The following is a 24,840-nucleotide window of genomic DNA, read 5'->3' as shown; positions in this document are numbered from 1 at the left end:
TGGTGGCAACAGCTTCTTAAGTACCGCTTCTTTCCTTTCTGGTGAATAGTGTTTCACTCATTCCTCATCAGCCCCCTGTTCAAGTTTTCAACAATTTAGGGGGTGACATCTATCCTGACACAGGGGGCCGTCATCTGGCTCTTAACGTACGCTTTTTTCTTCGGAATTTCACAAAGAAAAGAGGGAAATAGTAAGTTATCCGCCGATGAATGGTTCTTTGATCGACACGAAAACCCCTTTCTTCGACGAGGTATCAAGGTCGCGAAATTTCAAACCATATTCGAGGCACCATCGGACGCACTGAAGAGTCACCTCATGGCGAAGATGCCAACAATTGATTCAAAATGTGCTAACTAGCTGAACCTATTTCTACGACGGAGCACGAATCACGACTGAGTAACTCAGGATACTTCTTTGCGTCGACTATTCGCGTACACCCCGAATTTTGTCGATAATTGCCATCGCCTCAACAGTAATCCGATCACCTCGCCAAGCCACGTGCATATCCGGGCGTATGAGTACTAACCTCTTCTCGTAGAGACGTGCCGCTTGTGAATCGAGAACAGGTACTGTTATCATCGGTAAGCACCGTTCTTTTGCCGCATCCTCCAGCTCCTTGACATCACTTGCTTGGGCGCCGAAGTCCAACAGAGTAAAGGCAGGTCCGAATAGGTCATAGATTGAGGTATCGTCAGCGAGGAAGGTGTGCGGCGCTCTTGATCCAGGTGCGGACGAAGGGACGTAGTCGACAATGTCATCAGGCAGGTTACAACCGTCTTCCTCACACACAATGCTGGATCCGTTGTAGCGTACCCCTAGCTGAACGCCCACCGTTTGAAACTCGTAGCGTGCCAGATCAAGCAAAGCTTCTGTCAGTCTCCGTCGACCATCCATAGCTTTTGCGTTATCCAACTCTATATCATCAGGAACTCGAACCGCGCCCATAATCTCGGCAATCTTTTGCGCGGCGGAAGTGTTACGCAAACCTACCGGTCTCCGTTCAGCATTATAAGAGGCCACCAAATCACAGCCAGCCCAGCCGTCGACGTCTGCAGCTAACTTCCACGCGAGATTGGCCGCATCATCAATACCCGTATTCATCCCGAAGCCCCCGGTGGGTGTAAACAAGTGAGCAGCGTCACCCGCGATTAAGCAGCGCCCTCTTTGAAATGAGGAGGCGACCAAACGCAGGCCGGCGCTCCAAGGTGACATCGACAGCACCTTAACGGAAACGTCCTCTCCTACTACTTTGGGGATGAATTCCTCCGGTCGCCAACATTCTGGATCATCACCCTCTGGCAGCTGAATATGCGTCAAAAAAGTGTCCGAGCCATTGATTCTAACGGTTACCGAAACAAAATCGTTGTTGTACGCCCAGAGCATGTGACCAGGTTCATGACGAGCGAGTATCTTGGCAAGGTCAGGCGAACTGTAATAGGTGGCTAGCATTGCACCCCCCATAAATGCCCGCTTAGCACCTCCTTCGCCTTCATACTCTATGCCGAGCTTTGGCCGCACATATCCTGCGCCGCCATCGCAACCTACAAGCCAGGAAGATCTAATGCTGCGTTCTTCTCCCGTGTTTACCGAGCGGATTCTTGCCGTGACCGCTGCGTTGTCATCCGAGAAATCCACCAGTTCCCAACCAAATTGAATAGAAGAGGAGGACTGCAGTAAGGCATGTTGTTTCAGAACCAGCTCAGTGTAAATCTGGGAAACCCGATAAGGAGGCTCGGGCGTCGGCCACCTCTCATCACCAGTATGGCAAGCCTTTTCGACTTGTGCCGAGCTGGGAATTCGAATGCGTGCAATTTCAGGTTTGCTAAGTCGGGTAAAGTAGACGACATCTTGAGGATAATCCGAGGGAAGGCCTACTTGTCTCAGCTTTCTCGCTACGCCCATTTTTCGGAAGTGCTCCATAGAGCGTGCGTTCACCAAATTACACTTGGGATGTTTGGAGGTCTCCAATTCTCTATTGACGAGAATATTGTCTATACCAAAGGCGCCCAGTTGAGCCGACAACGAAAGTCCAACCGGGCCGCCGCCAACAATTAACACGCCGGTATTCTCCACCATAAATTCCTCCACAAAATCTGTAGGTCGCCACACCATTGCCGCTTGGATAGTGTCACGGGTACTTGAGTCTATTTGAAGTATGTGAGGCCTACTTTGTCAGCCCCAAGATAGAGTAACGGAAACTGCGACCCGATACTAGTAATATTTACTGACCTTTTAATGGCTTGGTGCCGGAACTTTGTAACAATACATGGCTATAAGATAACATGCCTTGATTTAGCCAGCGTTGGCGCTCTTCCAATAATCATTAACGCATGATAAGAAAGTACAATTACATTCTCTTTCCTAGGCAATTGAATGTAGTGCAAATTCGCATCTTATCAATTTCGATAAGAACTGAACCAATACCGCTGAAATCGAAAAGTAGAATGGCTCCATTGGCATGGGAGTAAAAATCGTCGGTGCAAGTACGTTTTCAATGTAGCAGGGAAGGAACATCCACTGGTAAAAACACAGTCATAGCCATATTAGAATTCAAGAGTTTCTCCAATAAGCCACAAACCCTGGCGGGTATCGATCTTGTTCAATTGACAAGAAAGCAGTCGGAAGCATTAAAATTCCCACTGACGTCTTCTAGCCTCATGCGAACTAGAAAGAGCCTCGGTTAATAACTATAGTGCTTTCAAGTAATTTTCAACGGAACCGTTTCCGCCCTGTGATCCGCCGACAAACCACCATCAAACCCAGTTGGAAATGTTTGTAGTTACGTCAAGCAACCACAATTAGCTCCAGCTCATACCTGATGAAACGATGGCGATGAACGGAGAGTTTGAACACCGCGCCATCAACAGTACTGATGACGTGGGTTGCTCTGGTTTTCTGTATTATTTAAAGTGATGATTGGATGATCAGTTGAACTTATTTCTTCGAGATCCATTCATTGTGTCGCAAACGGTAAATAAGTCGATATTCGATCCTATCTGAAGATTCTATCAGCACTTCGCATTCATTGCTCACTATATAAGTGGGCTATGGTGCATCGTTAGCGCCTTCCGAGCACTAGGTCGTGTTAGAACGTTGTTGATATACTGCGTATAACATTCAAAATCGCTCATCGGAAACTCATTGCGTGCACCCCAATCATACAATAATGTGGCGTAACAGTCACAGATCGAGAATTGATCACCCAAGAACCACTGACGCTTTTCGAGCATCTTATTAACTTTTTCCAATGCTTGTGTATATGCCTCCCTCCCCGCTATCGCCAGGGCGTTGTGAACGGATTGATCTGGCGTGAAGCGTGCGGGAACACGAGACTGCCGATAAGCAATGTGTGCAGTGTTGCTACACCAAGACAGGAATGAGAGAGCTTTCGCAGCTTTGGATGTACTGTTGGGCAACAGCATTTTGTCAGGATAGGATTTTGCAATCCAGTAGAGTATCGCGACATTTTCAGTGAGAAGCTCTCCGTCGGCAACCACCGCGGGAACCTTTCCCGTTGGATTTATTTTATAGTAGTCGCTTCGGTCCCCTAACAAGTCGACCAAAACAGGCTGGTAGTTAGCCCCTGCCTCTTCCAACGCCATGTTGGTGACGAGGGAGCAAGCCGCGGGAAAGTAGTAAAAAGTAAGCATTGATTAATATCCTAATGTCGACCCTAATGTGCAAACTAAATTCTTTGCAGCTCCATCAAAATTTCAATACGCTGTCGCCATTGCGCGACAGGCTCGAATCCTTCACCAGCGTCTTCACATAAAGAACGTGTTTTCTGAAGAATTTCTTTATTGGTCTGCGAAAGATCCAAGGGTTCGAACACTGGCTGCTTGATGTACCACTCACTATCAACAAATGCCTCTAACATATTTCCTTCAGGATCGTGGAAGTAGATACTCCACGCAGTTCCATGATTGGCGTAGATAAATTCTCCTGTGTGAGATTGCGTTAGATGTCTATCGAACTCTTTCAACCCGTTTAGGCTGGCGATTCTGAAAGAGATTTGATTAATTATGGCACCAAACATTGGGTTAGAAGTATTTTCGGGTATGCGTTCGGGGCGGCCGGTGCCCAATACAATCTGATGATGCTCCGCCGGATCACGGCTAAGAAACACCAAATCTGTATCCAGCGCGCTGCCACGATCAGTGACGGTCATCCCAAGAACCCTAGTGTAGAAATCCTCCATTACCTCCATGTCACGCACGCAAATCCCCAAATGACTGAAATTCAGGTGTGGGACTCTGTGATTGCTAACATATTCTTGCTCGCTGCCTGGCGGACGGATCGTATTCATAGTGTATTCCTCACAAGTGCAAATTAAACCCTCAGATTATGGGGTGACGCAAACAAACTATCAAAATGGTACTAATTGTTGAAATTGCAAGTTGGCCAGACTGTCTTCAACGCAATGACAACACCTCCCCTTCTGGCTCTGAAATTGACTCTAGCGCCTCTTTGTCCAATGCCGTTCAATCTAGTCTCCCGTACCACCGCTTCTGATAGACGAAAGGATCAATAAAAATCAGGCGTGTATTACTCTATGCACAGACTCCTGCACAATCTTCCAGAGATTCCCCACCTTTGCCACAGTGAAGTGGACGTACAAAGTTTCTTTTGGGGAAGCCTGTTCTATTTTAGCTTTGACGTATGCTAGTTGGTTAATGGAGACGTCAACTGCTATTATTTCATAGTCCCATTGGCGTCCACCAATAATTTTAGCGTCCATCAGTTCTAAATATCTGTTTTTACTAATGGTTCTTGACGCTTTGCCCTTTGTATTAGTTACGAATACACGAAATTGGTCCGAGACTACCGTTCTAATTGCATCCGTGTCATTGCGTGGCGCAGCTTCCAGAAAAACTTTTACGATTCCTGCAGCAGCCTCGGTGTCGGAATTTTCGGCAGTCACTTCCACGCCGATGATCGAGAACAACAATAGAAAGATGAAAGGTCTTAGTTGGTTGGTAGTGGACTTCATAGTCGCGTTCCTCCGCTTTGATTTAAGTTGTCTATCCCGTTCAACATCGAGGGTATGTGATTCTCAATACGAACTGCATATAATGTTCGTTCTTCTGCCTATATCGGTTCAGCCAAAACAGTCTTTCAGTAATTTACACAACAACCGCAAGGCGGTGTCCCTTACATCAATTTTCACGCGTCGAAAATTACTAGCGAGCCCATTCTGATATTCCAATAATGCACAGAAACCAAATATTAGTCAATAAATATTACTAGTATTCAGAAGCTCCTTCGGCTAGTATGAATGCTGATGGTCGTTTTAAGCTGGGTATCTCGAGAGCTTAGAGCTTTAAGGATATATACAAATAGCTTACTTGGAACAATTAGTTGTAAGGCAGTAAGAATTTGCCATGAAGACGCACAATCCAATCACAGAAGATTATCGCAAATTCACGTTTAGACTTTTTCTCCAGTCTTGGCGTCCGACAAAAATAGGAAAGTTTTCAAAATTGGAGTACGAATTTGAGAATATGGCCCTCAAGATACTATTTTTGTAGGCTAAGAATTGTGGCCCGCTCTCAAATTCGAGAGTCACTTTCAAAAAGGTATTTTGACACATCAATTTCAGACAATTTTCGCGTTTTTTAATAAGCCAATGTATGAACATATAAATACGGGTTGGCGACAAAACATTTTGACTTGAGGAAAGGATATAACATGTACGACATCGATCGATTGAATGATCAAAAAGGCTATTTAGAGAACAAATTTTGGGTGAGCCCATACAACTATGACAGGAATATTAACGCAGCGCCTACCAGTAAGAGAATTGCACTTCACGACGTCACGCTGCGAGATGGTGAGCAAACGTTTGGAGTTGCGTATAGCATTGCTGACCGCGTTAGAATAGCGGAAGCCCTCAGTGAATTAGGCGTTGCTCGTATTGAGGCGGGAATGCCGATTGTGTCCAAGGAAAATCGTGAAGGTATCAAACAGGTCGTCGATTTAGACCTAGATTGTGAAGTGACGGTATTGGTTCGTGCTAATCCACTGGACATTGATCTAGCTGTCGACTGCGGTATTAAAACGGTAGTTTTAGAACACTGCATGAATCCCTATCTTAACGAAACCGGCTATCATCTTGAAAAATCTCACGTCATTGAGCGTTGCGTTGATAGTGTGAGTTATGCCAAAGAAAAAGGGCTTAATGTGGTGTTCATGGGCTGGGACACAACTCGCTGTGACGATTTGGATTATCTCAAGGACACCTACGTAACCCTGTCCCAAGAGTGTAAACCCGATTCAATTGTGTTGGTCGATACCTTTGGTGTCGCCTCCCCTAGAACTGCCGGTTATCTGGTAAAGACCGTGAAGCAGTGGATACCCGAAATTGCTGTTGAGTATCATAATCACAATGAGTTTGGCTTGGCGAATGCCGGTGTTCTGGAAGCAATATCTGCTGGTGCTGATGTAGTACACACAGCCATCAACGGTCTTGGCGAGCGTACCGGAAATGCTGCCACTGAAGAAGTGGCCGCAATGCTTGAAATTTTGCTTGGCGTCGAGACAGGCATCGATCTCGAAAGATTGATGGATACGTCGGTCTTGGTCGAGAATATTACCAACCGCAGCGTCCCTATGAATAAACCCATTGTTGGTCGCGGGCTGTTTGACATGGAGACCGGTATTGGCATTGATCTGATTCGAAAGATGGGTGGTAAAGGGTTTGACATGGCCACTTCGTCTATGCTGCCATCAGTGGTCGGACAGCCTCCGGGTCGAGTAGTGCTCGGAAAAAACAGTGGTCGCGCCTCAGTCGAGTATTTCCTGGATAAGCATGAGTTGGCGGCGACGCCCGATCAGTTGGATGCCATTGTTGAACAAGTTAAATTCGAGGGTAGGTTACAGAGAGCACTGCTATCTGACGTACAATTTTTGTCGATTTGCGAAAAAGTGCTGTAGTAGAGTTAGCATCTATTGTGATTACAGTGACTCTGCCTAAGGATTTATGTAGCGATTTCGCTGGATTAGTGCGAACGGTAACGAGCGCTCAATCTGTGATAACTCCAGCCATTAAACTGAGTCCGGAGAGTCTATCAAAGAGCTTTTAATCGGAACTTCTTTAGTTTTGAACGCTGGCTCGTCCCGGTTTGATCTGACTAAGTCAAGAGATCGCGGCGCAAGAACTGCTTTTAAATTCAGCACTGACCTTGGCCTCTGAGAATCGGAATCAACCTGCACATCAGTAGAACCAGAGTATTGATAGAACTTTGCAATAAAATATTGGGAGTTAGATTGTATTGTGAGTATAAATAGGTGGTTAACCAGTAAATTCCTGTCAAGAGCAGATGGGGCGTTCGACGACTCACTGAGGCAAGTCCAACTTGTTATTCTCGTTGCCGTATCTGTATTTGCCACTCAGTGGGTCTGTGCAGAGGAAGGTGCTAGTGCTGATGCTCCAATCGTCAGATCTGTGCTTGCGGATAGTGGAGCAACAAATAGCTCGGACTTCTCATGTAAGGACGAGAGGGGAAAGGTGAATCGCTACGGGGTAAAGCGTCACGCAGTAGGGCCAGTCAACCTCGCGTATGTTGAAGGCCCGCCGAACGGTACTCCCTTGGTGATTTTACCCGGCATGGCAGTGCCCTGGCAAAGCTACATAAAGGCCGCCCAACTGCTCTGCAAGAGTTTCCATTTGTTTATTGTGACTCAGCGAGGCCATGATATTACTGGCTGGGCTAGTGACCGCTCCTATCACGTTTCTGACTACGGGAGTGATGTAACAAGTTTAATCCGAGAGGTTATTAGGAAACCAGTTGTTATTTCCGGACATTCATTAGGTGGTTTGGTCGCCCTTTGGGTGGCATCGACACAGCGGGATATCGTCATAGGATTTAATGCCGAAGATGGCGCTTTCCTTGTCAACGAAAGAGAGCGCTGGGAAAGTGGTTGGGTTAAGCCAATGTTCGTTGGGTTGGAGCAACGTGTTCGCGCCTATCATGAGCAAGGTGCTAGCTTGGATGTGATAACGAAAATGTTTTCCGAGTCGAGAGTCATCCTGCCCAGTGTAAATATGTCCTACGATCGCCGCATTATCGCTCTAGGAAAATCACTTCAACATCGTGGTCAGATGCCGCCTTTGAGCGATACGGAGCGTGAAATCCTGTACTCCGGCTATCGAAAGTACCTCAGCGGGACGCCTCCGACTAATGCTGAGTTTTGGCCGAAGTCGTTCCTAGCTCCTGCGGCCCAAGCCGGATTGAACCTGGATCCAGAGGTTGTACGCTCGTCAGTTTCTGCGGAGCTATCGGAGAACTTCGACAATAGAAAAGCATTCGCCTTGGTAAGAGTCCCCATGTTGTATTGGGAATCCGATCGGGAAATGGTTGGAGTGCTCTCACGTGCAGAGCACACAGACCTGGTTGACATTGTTAGACGCAATGGTCAGCGCGTGAAACATGTCTACGCCGAGGGCAATGGCCACCGAATTCACTTTGATGCAGCTGAATTATTTGCCAAGGAGATTATCGACTTTTTTTATTAACAATTTTCGACTTCGTTTAGCAGATCTAGGCTTCAGGCAATCAGTGCATGCTAGCCATTCGATTTTTCACAGGTGAAGATGCAATTTGGAGATTAATGAACGTGTTTTCTATTAATGCTATCTCTACGGACGAGTGTACTTGTTCTAATGGAAACGAGTTTCGAACTCGCTGGCCTGTCGTACTTGCGTGCTTTATCTGTATTACCTTTAGTATTGGACCCATTGTGAGTTACTCTTTCGGAATACTTGTTCCCGATATCATGAAAGAGTTTGGATGGAGCAGAGCTGAGGTTCTTCGTGGGATCACAGCACACAATATCGGTATACTTATCGGCGCACCACTAATCGGAGTGCTCATTGACCGGTTCTCCGCTCGTCTGGTTATATTGTTAGCGATACCAGTTTTTGCTTTACTATGGTCATCCTTGAGTTTTCTAGGGCACGCCTATTCACTCTGGCACTTCTATGCGGTATTAGTGCTTATTCCGATCGTTGCCGGTGGCGTGCTGCCAATGTCTTATTCGCGCCTTATCGTTCAGAATTTCACTGAGCTGAGAGGGTTGGCATTGGGCATCGCATTAGCAGGGACTGGATTCGGAGCAACCATTCTTCCCATTTTCATTCGTTTCCTGGTTGACCATCATAGCCTTTCGACTGCCTACGCTGTGATTGGGTGTGGAGCGTTTGTTGCCACTTTTTTTATTGCATTCTTTTTCCTACATGATACAGAAAATGACACCAAGTCTTCTGACGCAATAACCGCGAAGAAGCAAGCATCAGCTGACAATTTCTGGGAGATTCTATTCTCTGAACGGATGTTCTGGATTATGTCGATTATGGTTCTTCTGACGGGCTTCGCAATTACAGCGATGCTGATTAACTTCGTTCCTATAGTTACAGAGCTTGGAATGTCGCAAACATCCGCCGCATTTGCCGCATCGGTATTAGGATTAGCCGTCCTTTTCGGCCGTCTACTAATTGGGTTCCTGTTCGATAGAGTTTTCGCCCCTTACGTTACGGTCGTAGTTCTATTAGCACCGGTGGCTGCTTGCGTTCTATTAACACTTTCACCCGGGGTTTTACTAATATATGTCTCCGCGATTTTGCTTGGTATCGCAATTGGCGCTGAGACGGACATTATGGTCTATCTCACCAGTCGCTACTTCGCACCCAATTATTTTGGGGTTATTAGCGGGCTTATGTTTGCTCTCTTTGTCGGCGGAGGTGCATTGGGGCCATTGGCATTGGGCTATCTACACGAGCTACAAGGAAACTATTTTCTTTCTTTGCGCTTGATGGCGGGAGTTATTTTTGCCGGGGCAATTTGCGTACTATTTTCGCCGAAGTATAGATATGACTAGACTTAGGAATTACCACGAACGAACAACCCTATTCTCGTTCAGATTGTAGTGTTTACTAGTTTGGGTTTCGCTGGAAAATGGGTAAATATAGTTATTACTATTATTGGGAGGCTAATGGATTTACGAGAATAATCTAGAGCAAATCAAATTTTTGTTATAAAAACAGTGGGAGAATACCATGAAGAAGAATTACAAGGTGAACGTAGCAGCATCATTTTTTGTGTCGATGACAGCCATACCTGAAGCCACATTAGCAAACGACGAAGGATCTACACTGGGCAATGACGGTTTTTCGGCTTTCGAAGAGATAGTGGTCACTGCGAGAAAACGGGAAGAAACCCTGCAGGATATCCCCGTTGCCGTGTCCGCAATCAGCGGTCAAGATCTTGAAGTTAAAGGGTTGGAAAACGCTGAAGATCTATTCTCGCTAGCTCCCGGACTTTACTATTCTCAGGCTGGACAACGTAAGAATGATGAACAATTCTATTTGACCATCCGTGGTGTAGGGTCGTCTCCGGTAGTGGAGCCCTCTGTGGGCGTATTTGTCGACGGAATCTATATGCCCAGCCTAGGCTGGTCGTCGGAATTTTTGGATGTAGCGCGAGTAGAGGTTCTGAGAGGGCCCCAGGGGTCACTTTTCGGACGCAACACCCTGGCGGGAGCACTAAATATAGTATCAAAAGCACCTAGCGACGAATTCACCGGCAAGGTCAATGTCGAGATCTCAGAGTTTGACGCCTACAAGACAGCCATATCCTTATCCGGAGGATTAACTGATTATATTGGTGCTTCGTTATCGATATTTGGTACCAAGACTGACGGATTCGTTAAGAATGTCGTTCGCAATGAAGAACAGGATGATCGCGAAACCTACGGCGGCAGAGCGAAATTAGCGTTCAATATATCGGAAGCTTCAGACTTCACAGTTTTCGTTGATTATCGTAAGAGCGAAGGCCGCTTCAACGCTTTGGGAGACGCCAGCAAAGGGATCCGCTACCGGATTGACGATCCAAATACGGGGATTGGAGTGGGCTCTTATACAGAGAACCATGCTCTGGCAGGTAAAAAGTACACCACTTTTTCCGAAGACGAACAGACCACAGAAGTTGAGAGCTACGGTGCCGGTGCGACTTTTGACTATGATTTCCGAGACTTCACATTGACATCTATCACCGGGTACCGTTATGTTGAATCGATCGATCAATATGACGTAGATGGCGTCGATGCATTAGCTATCAATAATGCTACAACCGAACAGGAAATATTGTCTCAAGAGATTCGACTTGCATCCAACGATAGCGAGAGAATCAGTTATATCGGTGGTCTCTATCTGTTTTCTGAAGAGCTGATTCAAAACCGCACGTTGAACACGGCTCCCAACACAACTGTGGGGGGGTCTAACCTACTTATTAATGCAGTCGGTCCCGGGTTTCCAGCGATTGTGCGGGATGACGTGAATATTGAACGTAAGGGTGTGGCCTTATTCGGGCAGTTGGGTTTTGCGATTACCGATCAACTAAATGCAACCTTCGGATTACGATACTCCTACGAGGAGGTGGATCAGGCTCCGGATCTATTTGTTGACGTACTCGGTGGTGCGGTAAGCGCCGACAATGAGCTCGAAAGAAGTGATGATTATGCGGGTATCTCACCGAGCTTTTCACTTAACTACGACTTCAACAGCAGTACGATGGCCTACATGTCGGTGGCAACCGGATTCAAAGGGGGCGGTTTCACCAAAGAAGTTCCAAATACACCAGAGCAAAATCAATCACTTGATAACGAGGAATCGACTAGCTATGAGCTGGGATTGAAGAGCCGCTTTCTTGACGACACGGTGCAGATGAATGCCGCTCTTTTCCTTACAGAGATCGAAGAAATGCAGCTTGCCACCCGGGTCGATATTGGGGGCGGGATCTTCATTCCTTCGACCGCCAACGCGGGAGAAGCGGAAACAAGGGGGCTGGAGCTGGAGGTGTTAGCACGCCCAACAGAGGCCCTGGAGCTGTCTTTGTCTCTGTCCTACGTTGATTCAGAGTTTAAGGAATACGACCAGGTACCAGTAGGCGGGGGCGCGATGCTATATTCCCGAGCTGGTCAGCGGTTGCCCGAAGTACCGGAGTTATCAGGCTCTTTTTCTGCGTCCTACAACTTTAGAGTCAAGGATGTAGAAATCACTCCGAGTGTCACCTACCGCTACATTGGTGATAAGTTTATCGGTGACGGAACGGATGCAGTGCCTTTCCTGGAGATGGATTCGTATGGCGTGGTGGACGCTCAAATCACAGCTTATCTTGAAAGATTTACTCTGATCGCATTTGTCAACAATCTGTCTGACAAATACTATATTACTAATCAGGAGCAGAATCAGGCCATTTTGTCAGTAGCGGGCAAACGCTCTTATTCTGTACCCGGTGCCCCCAGGGAATTTGGCTTACGCGCTATCTATGAGTTCTAGTGTAATGTCCACCTAACGAGTGGGTAGTGTAGAGGCTGATATCTATCGGCTCTCTACCAGCACTTCGAAGCACACACTACAGTAATAGTTGCGGGTAGAGAGGTCACGACTTTCTTCTAAGGGCTAGTAATGCGGGGAATATTCGATTTACCCCTTGGCGCCATCCTTTATGGCGCCGCCGCCCTGAAAAATCTTGGGAGGCCGCCCTGATGACTTTGTAAGCTTTGACCTTAGCCCTGAACTTCTGCTGGTTTCGCTATTCGAAGGTTGACTGAGAAAATGCTGTTCTCCGATTTTTCTCAAAGCTGCTTTGGTAATTTTGGCATTATTCTTACCAATAAGCTTTTCCAAAGCTTCTTCTTGATCAGCAATTATCTGTTTGGCCCGCTTCATCAGCTTTTTACCTTTGGGGGTAAATCTTACGATTTTCGCACGACCATCGGTCGGATCTGATTTTCTCTCCAAATAGCCCATATCTTCACATTCATTTACCAGGTACATCATCGCTTGTTTGGTAATACCAATGCGTTCTGCAATCTCCGTGAGTCGCGTACCGTCATCATCAATCTGACGGAACACGCCCAAGTGTACAATTCGAAGATCAGTGAAATTGGCATTATACAATTCCTCAAGAATACCTTCCTCAGTGAATTTGAATGCATTGAGAAGTAGACGGCCAAAATTATCCTGGCGCCAATCGATATCAGAATCTGTTAGCTTGGTCATCAATCACTGTATCCGGTCTGTGGAGAGTATAGCTTAACCCATCGGGCTCGAAGTCGCCAATTAATCCGTGGGCAGCAGAATTGCAAAAGTCGGCGAGATATAAGAATCAAGAGGTTTCGGCTCCGATCGACGAGCTTTTAGCCTCACCGGTGTCATGGCCTTCAGTGTCAATTGCTCCCAAGAGGCCATTCGGCTTAGGTGGCGCGCAGAAACCGCTAGAATCCCAGCATCTCAAGCGACTGACGTTAGTCCCCTGTCTTCGCAAGCTCGCTGAATTCATCTGCAGAAAGGTTTTGATCATCAAGCAGTAAACAAATTTTCTTAACCACGTTCCGAATATCTTTGGAGGTTATTGCGTCTTACGGACTTCGCTGGTCCATTGAGTCGATGTTCAGCCAGTTAGAGTTAGCATCTGGACCGGCAGAAGACGAGACAGACGTTACACCGGTGGATACATATCACCATGGCCGTATATGGCTTGGCACGACTATTGAGTTGCTTGGAAGACGATTCGATCATTCAATTATGTATGCATTCGCCGTGGCGAAATAGCGTTCCACAGGCAGCTGGAAAAATATGTAAGGGGCTGCTGGTTAAATTTGGGAATGTTTCCGTTAGGTTAGAAAGTGGTGGAACTGTAGACGAAAAAAATCGGACCGCCAAACTGGGATAATGGCGAAGCAATCGAAAATCGGCTGCAAGCCACTTGAGATAGAACGAGAGCAAACCGAATCAGAAAGCCAGAAATTACCCCACCTGACGATCTCAGCTCACTCTGAACTCTAGCTTGAAGACAAACTTTCGAATTAACTACCTGCTGCTACAGATTTATCAGAGACTGTGATCGGTATCGAGCGCACGTCAGGAACCGTGCATCGTCCAATTTCAAGAAAAGCTACCTCAACGCGGCGATTGAACATACCACGAGAGGAGCTATAGCGTTGATCATCTATCCTGTCATTGAATTGTCGGTTTGCTACCATGCCCTCAACCCCGTTATCCCAATTGTGTGGCTGAACATCAACCCATGGCCCAGCCTGAGCGGACAAGAGCTGAACAACCCGGTCTCGACGCGCGTTAGCAATGATTAGATTTGCCTCATCACTGTTCTTCGCATGATTACACTGCTGAAAATTGTTGACCTCCGAAGAACTGGAAAAACCCTTGACCTGTATAACTACTGGATGGATATCTGAGGCGCAGGAAGCGATGTTTTTGCCGAGCCTGCGAATGAAGCTTTCAAACCTTGGTGTCGTTTTAACCCCATCCCACTGTAAACGATCTTGTGAGTCGGAACATGAAGCCTCTTCAAAGGGAATCATAAAATTTGCTACGGGTTGCGTCGAACTGCTGGAGTCATTGTCAGTGGAATTAACCAGCAGTAGGGGCATCGTTTCGACTATGTTATCTTTGTCATCCACTTTAAAGACTGCCAATACGGGGGCAGGTTTATCGCTAAACCAATGCCATTGGGTGTCAATCATGATCAGCAAAGAGACAAACGCAGTGGCTACAGACAGTACCGCTAGACTGCGCTGTGTCCACAGTAATAGAGGGTCTTTCTTGGAAGAGAGCCTGATAATCACTATACCTATGACTACAGCGGTAATGAGAACTAGCAAGATCCACCACTCCGAAAAACCACCTTCAGCCTCAACCTGCCCCAAGGAATCAACACTGCCTTTGATTTTTTCCACGTCGTGAACAAGCGATGCAATTCTCTTCTGGAGAGAACTCACTTCGCTACCCGTGGGCTGTGCAGTCCCTTCATTGACGGAAATATCATTAACTATCACGGACTGATTATTGGCACCTATAGACCAGAAACCAAAAACGAAAAGAAACAAAACCACAAGCACAGCAATCCAGACCGTCGTCAACCATTTTGACTTAGTGTTGATGTACTGAATGTCGCTGACATGCTGTTTATCGTGGGCCAGAATCTTCTCTAAATCATTCTTCGACAGAAGGTCTTTATACCGCTCTTTGATCGCCTCATAGGCAATAACAAATCGCTCTTTTTCTTTGTGGAGCTCCCATCGCGCAAACAACATCATGAATAGGGCAATTAGGGCAAACACGAAAAACGACGCAAACACCTCATTCGAAACCAAGCTCCCTTGCTTATTGCTCAGCAAACGAATGAGAAATATTGAGGCAAAAAAGGAGTACATCGTCCATGTACTGTTTTTGAGGTGCATGCCAAAAGAGCTTACGATATTCGCAGCCTTATCTGAGGATAACTGAATGAACTCAGACAGTTTATTTTTTATCTCTATGTACTGCTTTACATTCTCCTTTAGGTAAATTTGAAACCCCGATTCGATTGAAGTCAGCGTATCTGACTCCAACTGCAGAAGGTCTTCATTTAGTATATGCAACGTAACAACGTTTCGCGCTAATCCAGCCTTATCGATCGAATTTCCAGTGTCGTAAATCCACTGATAAATTCTAAAATAATCTTCAGATATTATCGCACTAAATCCATCTTCCCTTCGAATGTCGCATGAATATAGACGATAGCCATTCATGCGAAGGTGAATGTCGCCGTTGACGTCAAACTTGGAAAAGTCGCAAATATAAACTAATGAGGTTATTTTCCGAAGTTGATTGAACAGGCCAACAACGCTATCCAGAGAACACGTGCCACTCACCACAAAGTCGTTAGGTAAGCAGTGTACAGAGGCAGCATTGGCGAAGTGACAAATTTCGTCACGCTTTTGAATAAGTACCTGGCGCTCCGCTGCTGAGACGCAAAATTTGTGCTCAATTTGAGAGTGTTGGGGCCTAAAAAGAACATTCCCCACGGTAAAGGGCTCGTCAATATCTAGTACTTCAAAGCAGTCCACATCCGCTGACGCCAAACTGTAGCGTTCAATTGCATCGACTACGCTGCCCGACTGCCAAAACTGCGACATACACTCTAGATTATAGATCGACGATAGTCGGTTAGCCGAGTGCTTGGTTACTTGGACCGTCAGTGTACAACTTTCATCCGCATTCTTCAGCTCAATAGCTGTTTGCAACTCAGACAAGGAGCCAGAGAGCTCTCCATCTGAGTGGAGTAAATGGATGTCATCTTGGTTCTCGAGAGTCAAAATCAACTCACAGTTATCACGCTCTGGTAGCATGCGCAATGCGTGAAGCAATTCCTCTTCGATCGGCAACTTTAGGTTGCCCAATGAAAACGACACCACAAATTCTCGGTTGTTTTCTCTACAATCCTGTTGACAATAACTTGAAGAAAACCTGCTTGCGATTTCCTTTATCGCGTTCACGAGGGTTCACTCTCCATTTTTGCGAATTCGTCATAGCCCCGTTCAGAGAATATTTGGATGTATTTTCGCCCATCCGCTGATCGCTTAGCCAGGATGACATTTTTCATGTCCGGGATGTCACCTGTGATTTTGAGTTCCAAATTGCTGGAGAGCTTAATCGTGTCTTTTATCTTAGCCTTTATCTCATGATGAGCAATCGTAAACTGGGTATCAAATTTGTGCCTGTCGGGTAATTGTTTGATGTCCTTGATAAGCTTCTGCACATCGATACTGGGATCGTCGGGCTGATATTGACTAAATACGGTATCGACGAACATATCAAAGGCAAATGATTGCTGAGTCTGAAAGTAACCAATAACTGCGTTTCGTAGTGCCCAAAAATCACTCTTCTTATTTTTTTTGTGTAGCTGAGCACGCAACGTTTTATCTATAGCTGCAAATGAGGTTTGAGTGTTTTTTTCCGAAGTCTTTAGCTCTTCAAGCTCTAAAAAATCCTTCCACCAATAGACCGAAATCTTTGCATTGGTATCACTCACCCGAATTTCGGCGATTGTAGTTTCGTCTTCGAATAAAGCAACCATCGATTTTTGGATACGTTGACGAAAGGGAAGTCCCAGTCGGCTTTTGAGCTCACTTTCATCGAGAAATTCGCTATGGTCAACCTTCGTAATAATAATCGCCTGTTGCCCATTGATCTGTGTATATATCTGCACCAAACTACCCGACCGTAGTTCTACTAGCTGGCTCACAGATTTTTGCGTTGCAATTTCTACACGGTGTAGGCGTTCGGCGACTATTTGCGCGCGCTGGCTCCAATTTGCTGCAGTAACGCCTTTTAGTGCAGTCGCAACTTCAGTGGTTTCCGACGCAAAGTGATAGGATTTGAAGCGTCTTGGGTCATAGAAATCTTCCATAAGCTTGGCTATGTAAGATTCGAAGTCGCTGTCGGACTCAATAGGAATCGGCGAACCCACGGAGTCAGCTGTTAAATTTAGGTGATGGAGAACGGAAAGCGTAGCAGTTGTATCATCTTCAGACATTTAATCATCCCTAACGATTGCCTTCGATTTCTGCACATTCTCACACTTGGATAAGAACGCCCGCCATTTCAAACCAGGTACAGACGGAAGTGGTGAAAAGCAGATTTATTGATTCGTATACACTTTGGCGCTATGAAGCGCATAAAGTGCGCACAATGTACGACGCGCCCCGCCATATTGTCAATCTCAGGCCAACGTATTATGGTTCAAGCGCCCCTCAGCGGCAGAGTATTGCCCTGAAACCTGTTCATTTAACAACCAACCTTCGTTCGCACACCTGACGCCCAGCTCCCAATGAGTCTAATTTGCGCCGTCAAGGAATTATACTTTCCCGGTACGAACTTGCGCCTTCGTTTATTGAACTTTCCACGGAACCACTGAGAAGATTACGCTTCCGAAAGTCTCGCTCCCCGTTCTGATGAGTGTTTTGAGGCCAATTTCTCACCTATTTTTGACGAGCCATCGAGCCATATAGTTCCATCACAATAGTACACTGTTGATGGTGCCTCTGCTCTCACCCCCCCAAGTTTCTCTAAAAAGAATGCGGGACAGAATCGCCGAATTATGACAATAGGCGTCACCTATACCAATGGTTTCACTGTAAACAATAATAAGAAAGGGTGGTATAGCACGTCATTAAGAATATTCCGTACTTGCACAGCAGGGGTTTTCCCTTTTTCTGTTCGGCAACTTTATTACACTGTTCCTGCCGATATTCACTCAGGCAACCCCATGAAACCCAACAACCAAGAAGTCACCCTAGATCTCATCGAATCCGCAGCATTCCTTAAGATGTCACCCGCCGTCGTCCGCCGCAAAGCCAAGCAAGGCATCATTAAAGGCGCCAAACCCGGAAAATGCTGGGTATTTTTACAGTCCGACCTTGTCGCCTACCTACGTTCTTTGTATCCTAATGGTGAGCAAACGCCGCTAAGTGACAGACAGGAGAGACGCCTATGTCACTCTACAAACGCGGCAACACGTGGTGGGTGCGATTTACCGCCCCCAACGGCCAGCAAGTACGCCGATCTGCTAAAACTACCAACCGACGACAAGCGCAAGAATTCCTAGACTGCTTGAAATCGGACTATTGGCGAGTCGCTCAAATGGGCGACAAACCCAAAAGGAAGTGGCAGGACGCGGTAGAACGCTGGCTTGAAGAAAAGAAAGATGTGAAAGCCACGTATATCAATGATGTACGCATTTTACGCTGGCTACACGACTATCTTTTCGATAAGAACCTGGATGAAATTGTCCGGGATGACGTTGACCAGATCATCAAGGCAAAGCTTGCAGAGGGCGTTAAGAACGCCACTGTGAATCGTTTGCTGGAAGTGATTCGCGCCATTTTGAAGAAGGCACAAACGGACTGGGAGTGGATCGACAAAGCCACCCACGTTCCAATGCTGCCGGAACCTAAACGACGCGTACGTTGGTTAACGCATGAGGAAGCTGATCGCTTGCTCGAGGAATTGCCTGATCATTTGGCGGAGATGGTGCGTTTCACCCTGGCCACCGGCTTGCGTGAAGCCAATGTCACACAGCTCCAGTGGTCCCAGGTGGATATGAACCGGTCTTGCGCCTGGATCCACCCGGACCAATCCAAATCCCGTAAAGCGATTCCTGTGCCACTGAACGCGGATGCCTTGGCATTGCTAAAGAGACAAGAACACAGGCAGCAGGAAAAACCGTCTGATTTTGTGTTTATGTTTCGCGGCAAGCCCATCAAAAAGGCAAACACCCGCGCCTGGCGAGATGCTCTGGTTCGTGCCGACATTGACGATTTTCGTTGGCACGACCTGAGGCATACCTGGGCCAGTTGGCACATACAGCAAGGCACACCGCTCTATGTTTTGCAGGAATTGGGCGGTTGGGCGGGACCGGAAATGGTCCAACGATATGCGCACTTGTCGGCCAGTCATTTGAAGGTGTACGCCGACCAATTAGCACAGTCGAAAGCGATTAGCACAAATCTAGCACAGTCGACGATTTCGGGTGATTTAGAGACCGTCGAATGCGCTAAAAAATCGGCATAAATTGCCTTAAAAAATCGGTGTGAAGAGGAGGTTAACCCAATACACCAACTGGCCTACAGCCCAGTCACATCAAGGGTTTCGGAATTTTCGGAGCGCCAAAACGAAAAAATCCCGGTTCAAAGAACCAGGATTTTTGAGATGGCGCACTCGGAAGGATTCGAACCTTCGACCGCTCGGTTCGTAGCCGAGTACTCTATCCAGCTGAGCTACGAGTGCGTTGAGGCGCGTATAATAGGGATCCACCCGGCATCCGTCAACCCCTTTCTTTCAAAAATCTGTAACCCTTTCAATTACTTATTTACCCCCAGTTATTCCGGGCTAGGTTGTGCTTATTCCCGGTTGACTCCATCGACGTCTGGCAATACCATTACTGATAATGATTCTCATTTGCACAGGTATGCGCCATGCCCCCCTCTCAGAATGCCCCATTCCCTGCCGGCACCCTTCAATCCTTTAGGCAACTTATGGTCGATGGCACACAGCATCACAACAATCGTCGCTTTGAGCTGGCCTGCAATCTGTTCACCCGCGCCCGTCTGATTGCAGGGCAGTTGCTGGATCAGGACGGCTGCTGCCACTGTCACCGCATACTGCCCCTGCAGATCTCTGCCAGCCATAATTTGGCAGCGTCATACTCGGCCAGAGGCAAGCTGGACACAGCTGGAAGGGTTCTGGAGCAACTTCACCACAGCCTGATGCATCTGTGTCTTTGTGACGCCAAGCCCAGACGGTTGCGCATTGTGGCTTTAGGCGAACTGGATGACTCCCTCTTCGCCTTGACCAGTAGTCTGGGCGCACGCGGAAGGTTTGATGAGCTTTATGAGGCGATCAGCGAAACTGAACTGGTCGCAGAACAGGCAGCCCGCCAGTTGTTACACTGACGGACAGGTATTTGGGCGAAAGCAATGGTTAGCGACGGATTTAGAAGTCCGCCTCTTCGTCGAAGTCGCCGCCGAAGCTGTCTTCCACTTCGCCGTCATTACGCAAGTACTCGCGGCGCTGGAGGTAGGCATCGCGCATAAAGGTGTATTTGTCACCACTGAGCAGCTCCTCGGCGCTTAAAATACTGGCACGGGCACTGACAAGATCTGTGGCGTAGACCGTGTTACGCGTGGGCACATGGTCGACATAGCGAATCGGGTTGAAGTAGGAATCCACCGGCATACCCACGGCCGAGCCCAGGGTTTTCGGACCAAAGAAGGGAACCACCACAAAAGGTCCCTCTCCTACCCCCCAGGCGGCCAGTGTCTGACCAAAGTCTTCACCATCACTCTTGTCGAGGCCAATCTGGCCGGCCACATCAAAGACACCGACCACCCCAATCGTAGAATTGATCAAAAAGCGGCCCGAGTCATTGCCCGCTGCCGCCCATTTCCATTGCAGGATATCGTTGGCAACGTTGCGGATTTCCAGGAGATTGGAAAAGGCATTGGAGACGCCTGTTTCCACCAGATCCGGCATGACCGCTCGGTAGCCCTTGGCGACCGGCTTGAGGAAGTACACATCGAGGGTATCGTTGAAGGCAAAGATCTTGCGATTCATACCTTCCCAGGGGTCGGCTTCGGCACCATCATAGGCGTGTGCAGAAGCACCCATAAAGCCGAGGATCGCCGCCATTGCGGCTGCTTTCAGTCTGTTCGCCACTTTCGCTCCCTTGGCCATATGCATCGCTCCTTTTGAGTATAAACCTGAACCCATAGGCTCGCGATTCTATCTCAGGGCGGAATGCAGCATCAAGGAGCGCCGTGATAATAAACGTTAACGTTTAAGTTGGACCAATGGAATCAAAAAACCCCGCACTTGGCGGGGCTTTTTGTGACCTCAAATCACTTCAAACCAGGCGGTTTAGAAAGTGAACTGGGTTCTGAAGCGCAGCTCTTCACCGTCACCAACGTTGTCCTGCTCGCCATCCATGAAGCTCAGGCCCAGGCGCACGTTGCTGTTGAGGTAGTAGTTGACGCCAATGGTGGTCTGCTCACCATCGCCGCTGCTCAGATCAATGTCGCTGTACTTGCCGTCACCGTCTTCATAACGCAGCACCAGCTCCCAGGCGCCGTCCTTGCTGGAAGGCTTAACCTTCTTGAACTTGCCGTCTTTGTAGGGACGCTTGCCGTTAAAGACGTAACCCAACTGAACGTAGTAGCCATCGGCATCTTCGTCGCCCTGCTCGGCGTCAAAGTACTCCGCCTGAGCATGGAAGGGGCCCATGGCGGTGGCCAGTTCCAGGTTATAAACGTCGAGCTCATCATCGCTGGTATCGGCATCGCGGGTGGAGAAACCGGCGCCCAGGTGTACGATGGTGCTATCGGTCTTCACAGGATTGAAAGTAAAGCGGCCGGTAACAGCAGTGTGGTCCGCATCGTTGGAACCGTCACCATCGGCTTCAAACACACCAATGCCATAAGTCCAGTTGCTGCCCTTGCCGTGCAGCTGCAGACCGGAGTTGCGGCCTGGAGTGTAGAATTCGGTCATGGCTGAACGCTCAAGAGAGGAGATATCTTTAGAGCTGGTCAGCGATTCCAGACCAAACGGTTCTTTTTGCTTACCCAAAGTAACGTTGGCCTGCTTGCCAAATCCGGTGTAGCGAATATACAGGTCTTCTGCGTCACCACCTTTAGCACCACTGCTCTCGGCAATATTGAACTGTGCTTTATAGGCCCAGTTACCGACATTACCTTTTACGTAGAGGCGCGCACGGCGTACATCAAAGTCATCAGTATCATCTTTTACGTCGGACTCGTCCGCCTCGTAGTCCCACTGCAAACGGCCACCGATCTGGAAGCTCTTGCTCTTGTCGGCAGTGTAGACCTTGAAGCCACCTTTGGTATCGATCACAAGATCGTCACCCTTAGTTGTAACAGTACCGGCGTTGGCCTGAGAAGCCAAAGCAACGATAGTCAGAGGCAACAGTGCTTTTTTCATGGAGTTATCCCCTAAAAAATTGTGATTGTAATGACCAAGTATTTTGTATTTTTGAACGCAACCCTTGCTCATCGATTACGTTATGGCAGGGAATTCTGACGACCAAATGTGACAGTAATGTTACCAATGTGTAATAAAGTAGGTTTTTATTGCTATTTGGCAAGCGCGGAACGGAAGGCAGAAAAATATGGAAAAGTGCTTATAAATCATAAGCTTGGAGAAAATCTAAAACTATCAGTGCTAATAGACTGTCATTATTATTAAAAAATAATGTCACAAGCCTGCAATTTGTTGAGCAAATTTTGTCCCATCTGAATCAGAGCGTCGGGCTCCGGATGTTGCATCTCATCAGCCAGTTTACGCAGCGCTTTTTCGCCAGTGAGTGCTTCCTCACCCTCCAGCAGGTTTAACAGGCGGATTGTCAGCGCGTTGGACTCCATAAATTGAATTTGATCATGACGGTTGCGATATACGATCAGAAAAGTAGGTTGCTCTGGAGGTTCGTCCGGGCGAAATTCCGGGCCAAGATGATGAACCGGATACTGGTAGGACAAATTCCAGGCCAGGGGCGATACCACCGGGCTTTCGCCAAGCAGATCTTCGGTATGCAGAATCTCGCCGTTGTCGTCCCGTGGAATGTCTTCCTCAGAGACATCGAGCGCCAGTTCAACCCACTCATAGTGCGCCAACTCCAACAAGAACGCCGGATCCCCTTCCTGCACACCTCTCTCTTCTTGCAGGTAGCGGATAAATTCCTGGCTGATTTCCAGAAAGTACGGTGAGTGAGACCGGTGCCCTTTGATAAAGTCCCTCACCAGCATCAGCCAGCTTTGTTCACAATAGAGGCTCCTCAGAATCGGAAAACCGCCGCTTAGAAAGCCTTCGATGTTTTTAAAAATAAGATCCCGATAGATTTGCAGGCGACGGTCTTCGACATCGGACGGTGGCGCATTGTGAGCGGGATCGCGCAAGTGATCGGCCAGATGCTTTTGGGTTTCAATAAATGTGGTCATGGCTTGTCAAATCACTTAGCGAGTCAGGGCAGGTTCTTGGGTAGTCGTACATGCCGCCTGGATCTGGCGGATAGTGTCCACTTCTTTGAGAAGTTCGGGCACCGTGGGAATATTAAAATCCCGCTCCAGCAATGTAGGCATCACGCCGAAACGTTTGTAGGCCGCCTCCAACAGATCCCACACAGGATCAATGACGTCAGCCCCATGGGTATCCACTCGCAGATCTTCCGCTTCATCGTAGTGGCCGGCCACGTGTACATACACCGCTCTTTCGGCGGGTAACTGGGTGAGAAATTCGTAGGGGTCGTAACGGTGATTGATGCTGTTCACGTAGATGTTATTGACGTCTAACAACAGGTCGCAGTCCGCCTCGTCGATAACCGCATTGATAAATTCTATTTCGCTCATTTCCTGCTGCGGTGCACAGTAGTAGGAAACGTTTTCCATCGCGATGCGTTCGCCCAAAAAGTCCTGCACCTGAGCAATGCGCCCCGCAACATGTTTCACCGCTTCTTCTGTAAACGGTATCGGCATCAAGTCGTAGAGGTGTCCGCCGTCGCTGCAATAACTTAGATGTTCGGTATAGCGTTTGATGCCGTGTTTTTTTAGAAACGTTTTGATGTCGGCAAGCAGATCCATATCCAGTGGATCGGTGGAACCGATCGACAGTGACAGGCCGTGGCAGACAAACGGAAAGCGCTCGGTGTATTCATGGAATTTTTTGCCAAAGCGCCCACCCAGTCGAATCCAGTTTTCCGGGGCCACTTCCATAAATTGGACTTGATCCGTATCGATATCGGACAGGTCATCCAACAGGCTGCGCCTTAACCCCAGGCCGGCTCCTTGCACAGAAAAGCGGTTTGCCGGCGATGCCTCGGTGGGTGTCATAGCGTGCTCCAGTTATTATTTGGCAAAATAAAATGGCCGCTGAAGATTCACAAATAAATCCTGAGCGGCCATTCTGTTAGGCAAGGTTAAGCCTGATCAAAAAGATCTGATGGGCGAATTAACCGCCACACTTACCCTCACCGCATTTGCCTTCGCCCTTGGCCTTGCTGCCGCCGCACTTGCCTTCGCCGCATTTGCCTTCGCCCTGTGCTTTGTTGCCCCCGCATTTTCCTTCGCCGCATTTTCCTTCACCGCACTTGCCTTCTTTACCGGCTTTGTCGCCGCCGCACTTGCCTTCACCGCACTTGCCTTCTTTACCGGCTTTATCGCCACCGCATTTGCCTTCGCCACACTTGCCTTCACCGCATTTGCCTTCAGCGTCTTTTCCGGCAAGATTGTAACCGGCGCTCAGCTCAGTCGCCGCAAACGGATTTTCCGCTGCAGATGCGACCGGAGTCATCATTGCACCCGCTACAAAAGCAGCACCAACAGCAGCTGCCAGAGGAGTCATTGTTTTCTTCGCCATAATCGTGTTCCTTTGGTTGAACAGTCGTTTTCGTTGTTATGATCCGGATTGTACAAAGTCTGTCGGTACGACACCGG

The 24,840-nt window shown here is 47.8% G+C and carries 19 protein-coding genes and 1 tRNA gene; 7 read left to right on the top strand and 13 right to left on the bottom strand.

The window, feature by feature from the left end; all coding sequences use genetic code 11:
- Positions 1-423 precede the first annotated feature (423 nt).
- The 4 genes from HBA55_RS33010 to HBA55_RS32995 all read right to left on the bottom strand — a co-directional run bounded on the left by HBA55_RS33010 (position 424) and on the right by HBA55_RS32995 (position 4,990).
- The gene (locus HBA55_RS33010; protein ID WP_167000002.1) at positions 424-2,076 is read right to left on the bottom strand and encodes an FAD-dependent monooxygenase; all 1,653 of its coding nucleotides are present in this window, start codon (positions 2,074-2,076) and stop codon (positions 424-426) included.
- Positions 2,077-3,032: 956 nt separating this feature from the next.
- Positions 3,033-3,650, bottom strand: coding sequence for a glutathione S-transferase family protein (locus tag HBA55_RS33005; RefSeq protein ID WP_167000001.1), 618 nt, complete (start codon positions 3,648-3,650; stop codon positions 3,033-3,035).
- A gap of 35 nt (positions 3,651-3,685) precedes the next feature.
- Complete coding sequence (locus tag HBA55_RS33000; RefSeq protein ID WP_167000000.1) at positions 3,686-4,306, bottom strand: VOC family protein; 621 nt, start codon at positions 4,304-4,306, stop codon at positions 3,686-3,688.
- A gap of 228 nt (positions 4,307-4,534) precedes the next feature.
- A complete protein-coding gene (locus HBA55_RS32995; protein ID WP_166999999.1) occupies positions 4,535-4,990 on the bottom strand; it encodes a nuclear transport factor 2 family protein in 456 nt (151 codons plus the stop codon).
- 698 nt (positions 4,991-5,688) lie between these two features.
- Between HBA55_RS32995 and HBA55_RS32990 the strand changes: the two genes are divergently transcribed.
- The 4 genes from HBA55_RS32990 to HBA55_RS32975 all read left to right on the top strand — a co-directional run bounded on the left by HBA55_RS32990 (position 5,689) and on the right by HBA55_RS32975 (position 12,334).
- Positions 5,689-6,933 (top strand): LeuA family protein, encoded by a 1,245-nt coding sequence (locus HBA55_RS32990; RefSeq protein WP_166999998.1) that lies wholly within the window; start codon positions 5,689-5,691, stop codon positions 6,931-6,933.
- A 574-nt stretch (positions 6,934-7,507) separates the two neighbouring features.
- A complete protein-coding gene (locus HBA55_RS32985; RefSeq protein ID WP_166999997.1) occupies positions 7,508-8,515 on the top strand; it encodes an alpha/beta fold hydrolase in 1,008 nt (335 codons plus the stop codon).
- Positions 8,516-8,562: 47 nt separating this feature from the next.
- Complete coding sequence (locus HBA55_RS32980; RefSeq protein WP_338109498.1) at positions 8,563-9,876, top strand: MFS transporter; 1,314 nt, start codon at positions 8,563-8,565, stop codon at positions 9,874-9,876.
- Between the two features lie 178 nt (positions 9,877-10,054).
- The gene (locus HBA55_RS32975; protein WP_166999995.1) at positions 10,055-12,334 is read left to right on the top strand and encodes a TonB-dependent receptor; all 2,280 of its coding nucleotides are present in this window, start codon (positions 10,055-10,057) and stop codon (positions 12,332-12,334) included.
- A 147-nt stretch (positions 12,335-12,481) separates the two neighbouring features.
- Here HBA55_RS32975 and HBA55_RS32970 read toward each other — a convergent pair whose 3' ends face one another.
- The 3 genes from HBA55_RS32970 to HBA55_RS32960 form a co-directional block, all read right to left on the bottom strand.
- Positions 12,482-13,060, bottom strand: a complete 579-nt coding sequence (locus HBA55_RS32970; protein ID WP_166999994.1) for a MarR family winged helix-turn-helix transcriptional regulator — start codon at positions 13,058-13,060, stop codon at positions 12,482-12,484.
- 806 nt (positions 13,061-13,866) lie between these two features.
- Positions 13,867-16,338, bottom strand: a complete 2,472-nt coding sequence (locus tag HBA55_RS32965; protein WP_166999993.1) for a hypothetical protein — start codon at positions 16,336-16,338, stop codon at positions 13,867-13,869.
- A complete protein-coding gene (locus HBA55_RS32960) occupies positions 16,335-17,378 on the bottom strand; it encodes a nucleoid-associated protein (RefSeq protein ID WP_166999992.1) in 1,044 nt (347 codons plus the stop codon). The genes HBA55_RS32965 and HBA55_RS32960 overlap by 4 nt, the downstream gene beginning before the upstream one ends.
- 564 nt (positions 17,379-17,942) lie before the next feature.
- Between HBA55_RS32960 and HBA55_RS38260 the strand changes: the two genes are divergently transcribed.
- Positions 17,943-18,449 carry a helix-turn-helix domain-containing protein gene (locus HBA55_RS38260; protein ID WP_206020093.1) on the top strand — a complete coding sequence of 169 codons (507 nt, stop codon included), beginning with the start codon at positions 17,943-17,945 and terminating at the stop codon, positions 18,447-18,449.
- Positions 18,335-19,414, top strand: a complete 1,080-nt coding sequence (locus HBA55_RS32950; protein WP_166999991.1) for a tyrosine-type recombinase/integrase — start codon at positions 18,335-18,337, stop codon at positions 19,412-19,414. Before HBA55_RS38260 ends, HBA55_RS32950 begins: the two co-directional genes overlap by 115 nt.
- Positions 19,415-19,553: 139 nt before the next feature.
- On the opposite strand, the gene HBA55_RS32945 is transcribed toward HBA55_RS32950, so the two are convergent.
- A tRNA-Arg gene (locus HBA55_RS32945) sits at positions 19,554-19,630 on the bottom strand.
- A 188-nt stretch (positions 19,631-19,818) separates the two neighbouring features.
- On the opposite strand from HBA55_RS32945, the gene HBA55_RS32940 reads away from it, so the two are divergent.
- A complete protein-coding gene (locus tag HBA55_RS32940) occupies positions 19,819-20,295 on the top strand; it encodes a hypothetical protein (RefSeq protein WP_166999990.1) in 477 nt (158 codons plus the stop codon).
- 40 nt (positions 20,296-20,335) lie between these two features.
- Here HBA55_RS32940 and HBA55_RS32935 read toward each other — a convergent pair whose 3' ends face one another.
- From HBA55_RS32935 to HBA55_RS32915, 5 genes are all read right to left on the bottom strand, one after another.
- Complete coding sequence (locus tag HBA55_RS32935; RefSeq protein WP_166999989.1) at positions 20,336-21,076, bottom strand: MlaA family lipoprotein; 741 nt, start codon at positions 21,074-21,076, stop codon at positions 20,336-20,338.
- A 183-nt stretch (positions 21,077-21,259) separates the two neighbouring features.
- Positions 21,260-22,336 (bottom strand): OprO/OprP family phosphate-selective porin, encoded by a 1,077-nt coding sequence (locus HBA55_RS32930; protein ID WP_166999988.1) that lies wholly within the window; start codon positions 22,334-22,336, stop codon positions 21,260-21,262.
- A 260-nt stretch (positions 22,337-22,596) separates the two neighbouring features.
- A complete protein-coding gene (locus HBA55_RS32925) occupies positions 22,597-23,349 on the bottom strand; it encodes an HvfC family RiPP maturation protein (protein ID WP_166999987.1) in 753 nt (250 codons plus the stop codon).
- A 15-nt stretch (positions 23,350-23,364) separates the two neighbouring features.
- Entirely contained in the window at positions 23,365-24,237 is an 873-nt protein-coding gene (locus tag HBA55_RS32920; RefSeq protein ID WP_166999986.1) for an HvfB family MNIO-type RiPP peptide maturase, read from the bottom strand.
- A 118-nt stretch (positions 24,238-24,355) separates the two neighbouring features.
- Complete coding sequence (locus HBA55_RS32915; protein ID WP_166999985.1) at positions 24,356-24,763, bottom strand: HvfA family oxazolone/thioamide-modified RiPP metallophore; 408 nt, start codon at positions 24,761-24,763, stop codon at positions 24,356-24,358.
- Between the last annotated feature and the right edge of the window lie 77 nt (positions 24,764-24,840).

Origin of the sequence: Pseudomaricurvus alkylphenolicus (assembly GCF_011683955.1) — a bacterium.
In the GTDB taxonomy this organism is placed as follows: domain Bacteria; phylum Pseudomonadota; class Gammaproteobacteria; order Pseudomonadales; family Cellvibrionaceae; genus Pseudomaricurvus; species Pseudomaricurvus alkylphenolicus.
This window is presented reverse-complemented; position numbering and strand designations above follow the sequence as displayed.

What these genes read in the sequence shown, in the direction of transcription:
- HBA55_RS33010 (WP_167000002.1), bottom strand. Translation starts at nt 2,076, where the DNA reads ATGGTGGAGAATACCGGCGTGTTAATTGTTGGCGGCGGCCCGGTTGGA.
- HBA55_RS33005 (WP_167000001.1), bottom strand. Translation starts at nt 3,650, where the DNA reads ATGCTTACTTTTTACTACTTTCCCGCGGCTTGCTCCCTCGTCACCAAC.
- HBA55_RS33000 (WP_167000000.1), bottom strand. Translation starts at nt 4,306, where the DNA reads ATGAATACGATCCGTCCGCCAGGCAGCGAGCAAGAATATGTTAGCAAT.
- HBA55_RS32995 (WP_166999999.1), bottom strand. Translation starts at nt 4,990, where the DNA reads ATGAAGTCCACTACCAACCAACTAAGACCTTTCATCTTTCTATTGTTG.
- HBA55_RS32990 (WP_166999998.1), top strand. Translation starts at nt 5,689, where the DNA reads ATGTACGACATCGATCGATTGAATGATCAAAAAGGCTATTTAGAGAAC.
- HBA55_RS32980 (WP_338109498.1), top strand. Translation starts at nt 8,563, where the DNA reads ATGCTAGCCATTCGATTTTTCACAGGTGAAGATGCAATTTGGAGATTA.
- HBA55_RS32975 (WP_166999995.1), top strand. Translation starts at nt 10,055, where the DNA reads ATGAAGAAGAATTACAAGGTGAACGTAGCAGCATCATTTTTTGTGTCG.
- HBA55_RS32970 (WP_166999994.1), bottom strand. Translation starts at nt 13,060, where the DNA reads ATGACCAAGCTAACAGATTCTGATATCGATTGGCGCCAGGATAATTTT.
- HBA55_RS32960 (WP_166999992.1), bottom strand. Translation starts at nt 17,378, where the DNA reads ATGTCTGAAGATGATACAACTGCTACGCTTTCCGTTCTCCATCACCTA.
- HBA55_RS38260 (WP_206020093.1), top strand. Translation starts at nt 17,943, where the DNA reads ATGACAATAGGCGTCACCTATACCAATGGTTTCACTGTAAACAATAAT.
- HBA55_RS32950 (WP_166999991.1), top strand. Translation starts at nt 18,335, where the DNA reads ATGTCACTCTACAAACGCGGCAACACGTGGTGGGTGCGATTTACCGCC.
- HBA55_RS32940 (WP_166999990.1), top strand. Translation starts at nt 19,819, where the DNA reads ATGCCCCCCTCTCAGAATGCCCCATTCCCTGCCGGCACCCTTCAATCC.
- HBA55_RS32935 (WP_166999989.1), bottom strand. Translation starts at nt 21,076, where the DNA reads ATGGCCAAGGGAGCGAAAGTGGCGAACAGACTGAAAGCAGCCGCAATG.
- HBA55_RS32930 (WP_166999988.1), bottom strand. Translation starts at nt 22,336, where the DNA reads ATGAAAAAAGCACTGTTGCCTCTGACTATCGTTGCTTTGGCTTCTCAG.
- HBA55_RS32925 (WP_166999987.1), bottom strand. Translation starts at nt 23,349, where the DNA reads ATGACCACATTTATTGAAACCCAAAAGCATCTGGCCGATCACTTGCGC.
- HBA55_RS32920 (WP_166999986.1), bottom strand. Translation starts at nt 24,237, where the DNA reads ATGACACCCACCGAGGCATCGCCGGCAAACCGCTTTTCTGTGCAAGGA.
- HBA55_RS32915 (WP_166999985.1), bottom strand. Translation starts at nt 24,763, where the DNA reads ATGGCGAAGAAAACAATGACTCCTCTGGCAGCTGCTGTTGGTGCTGCT.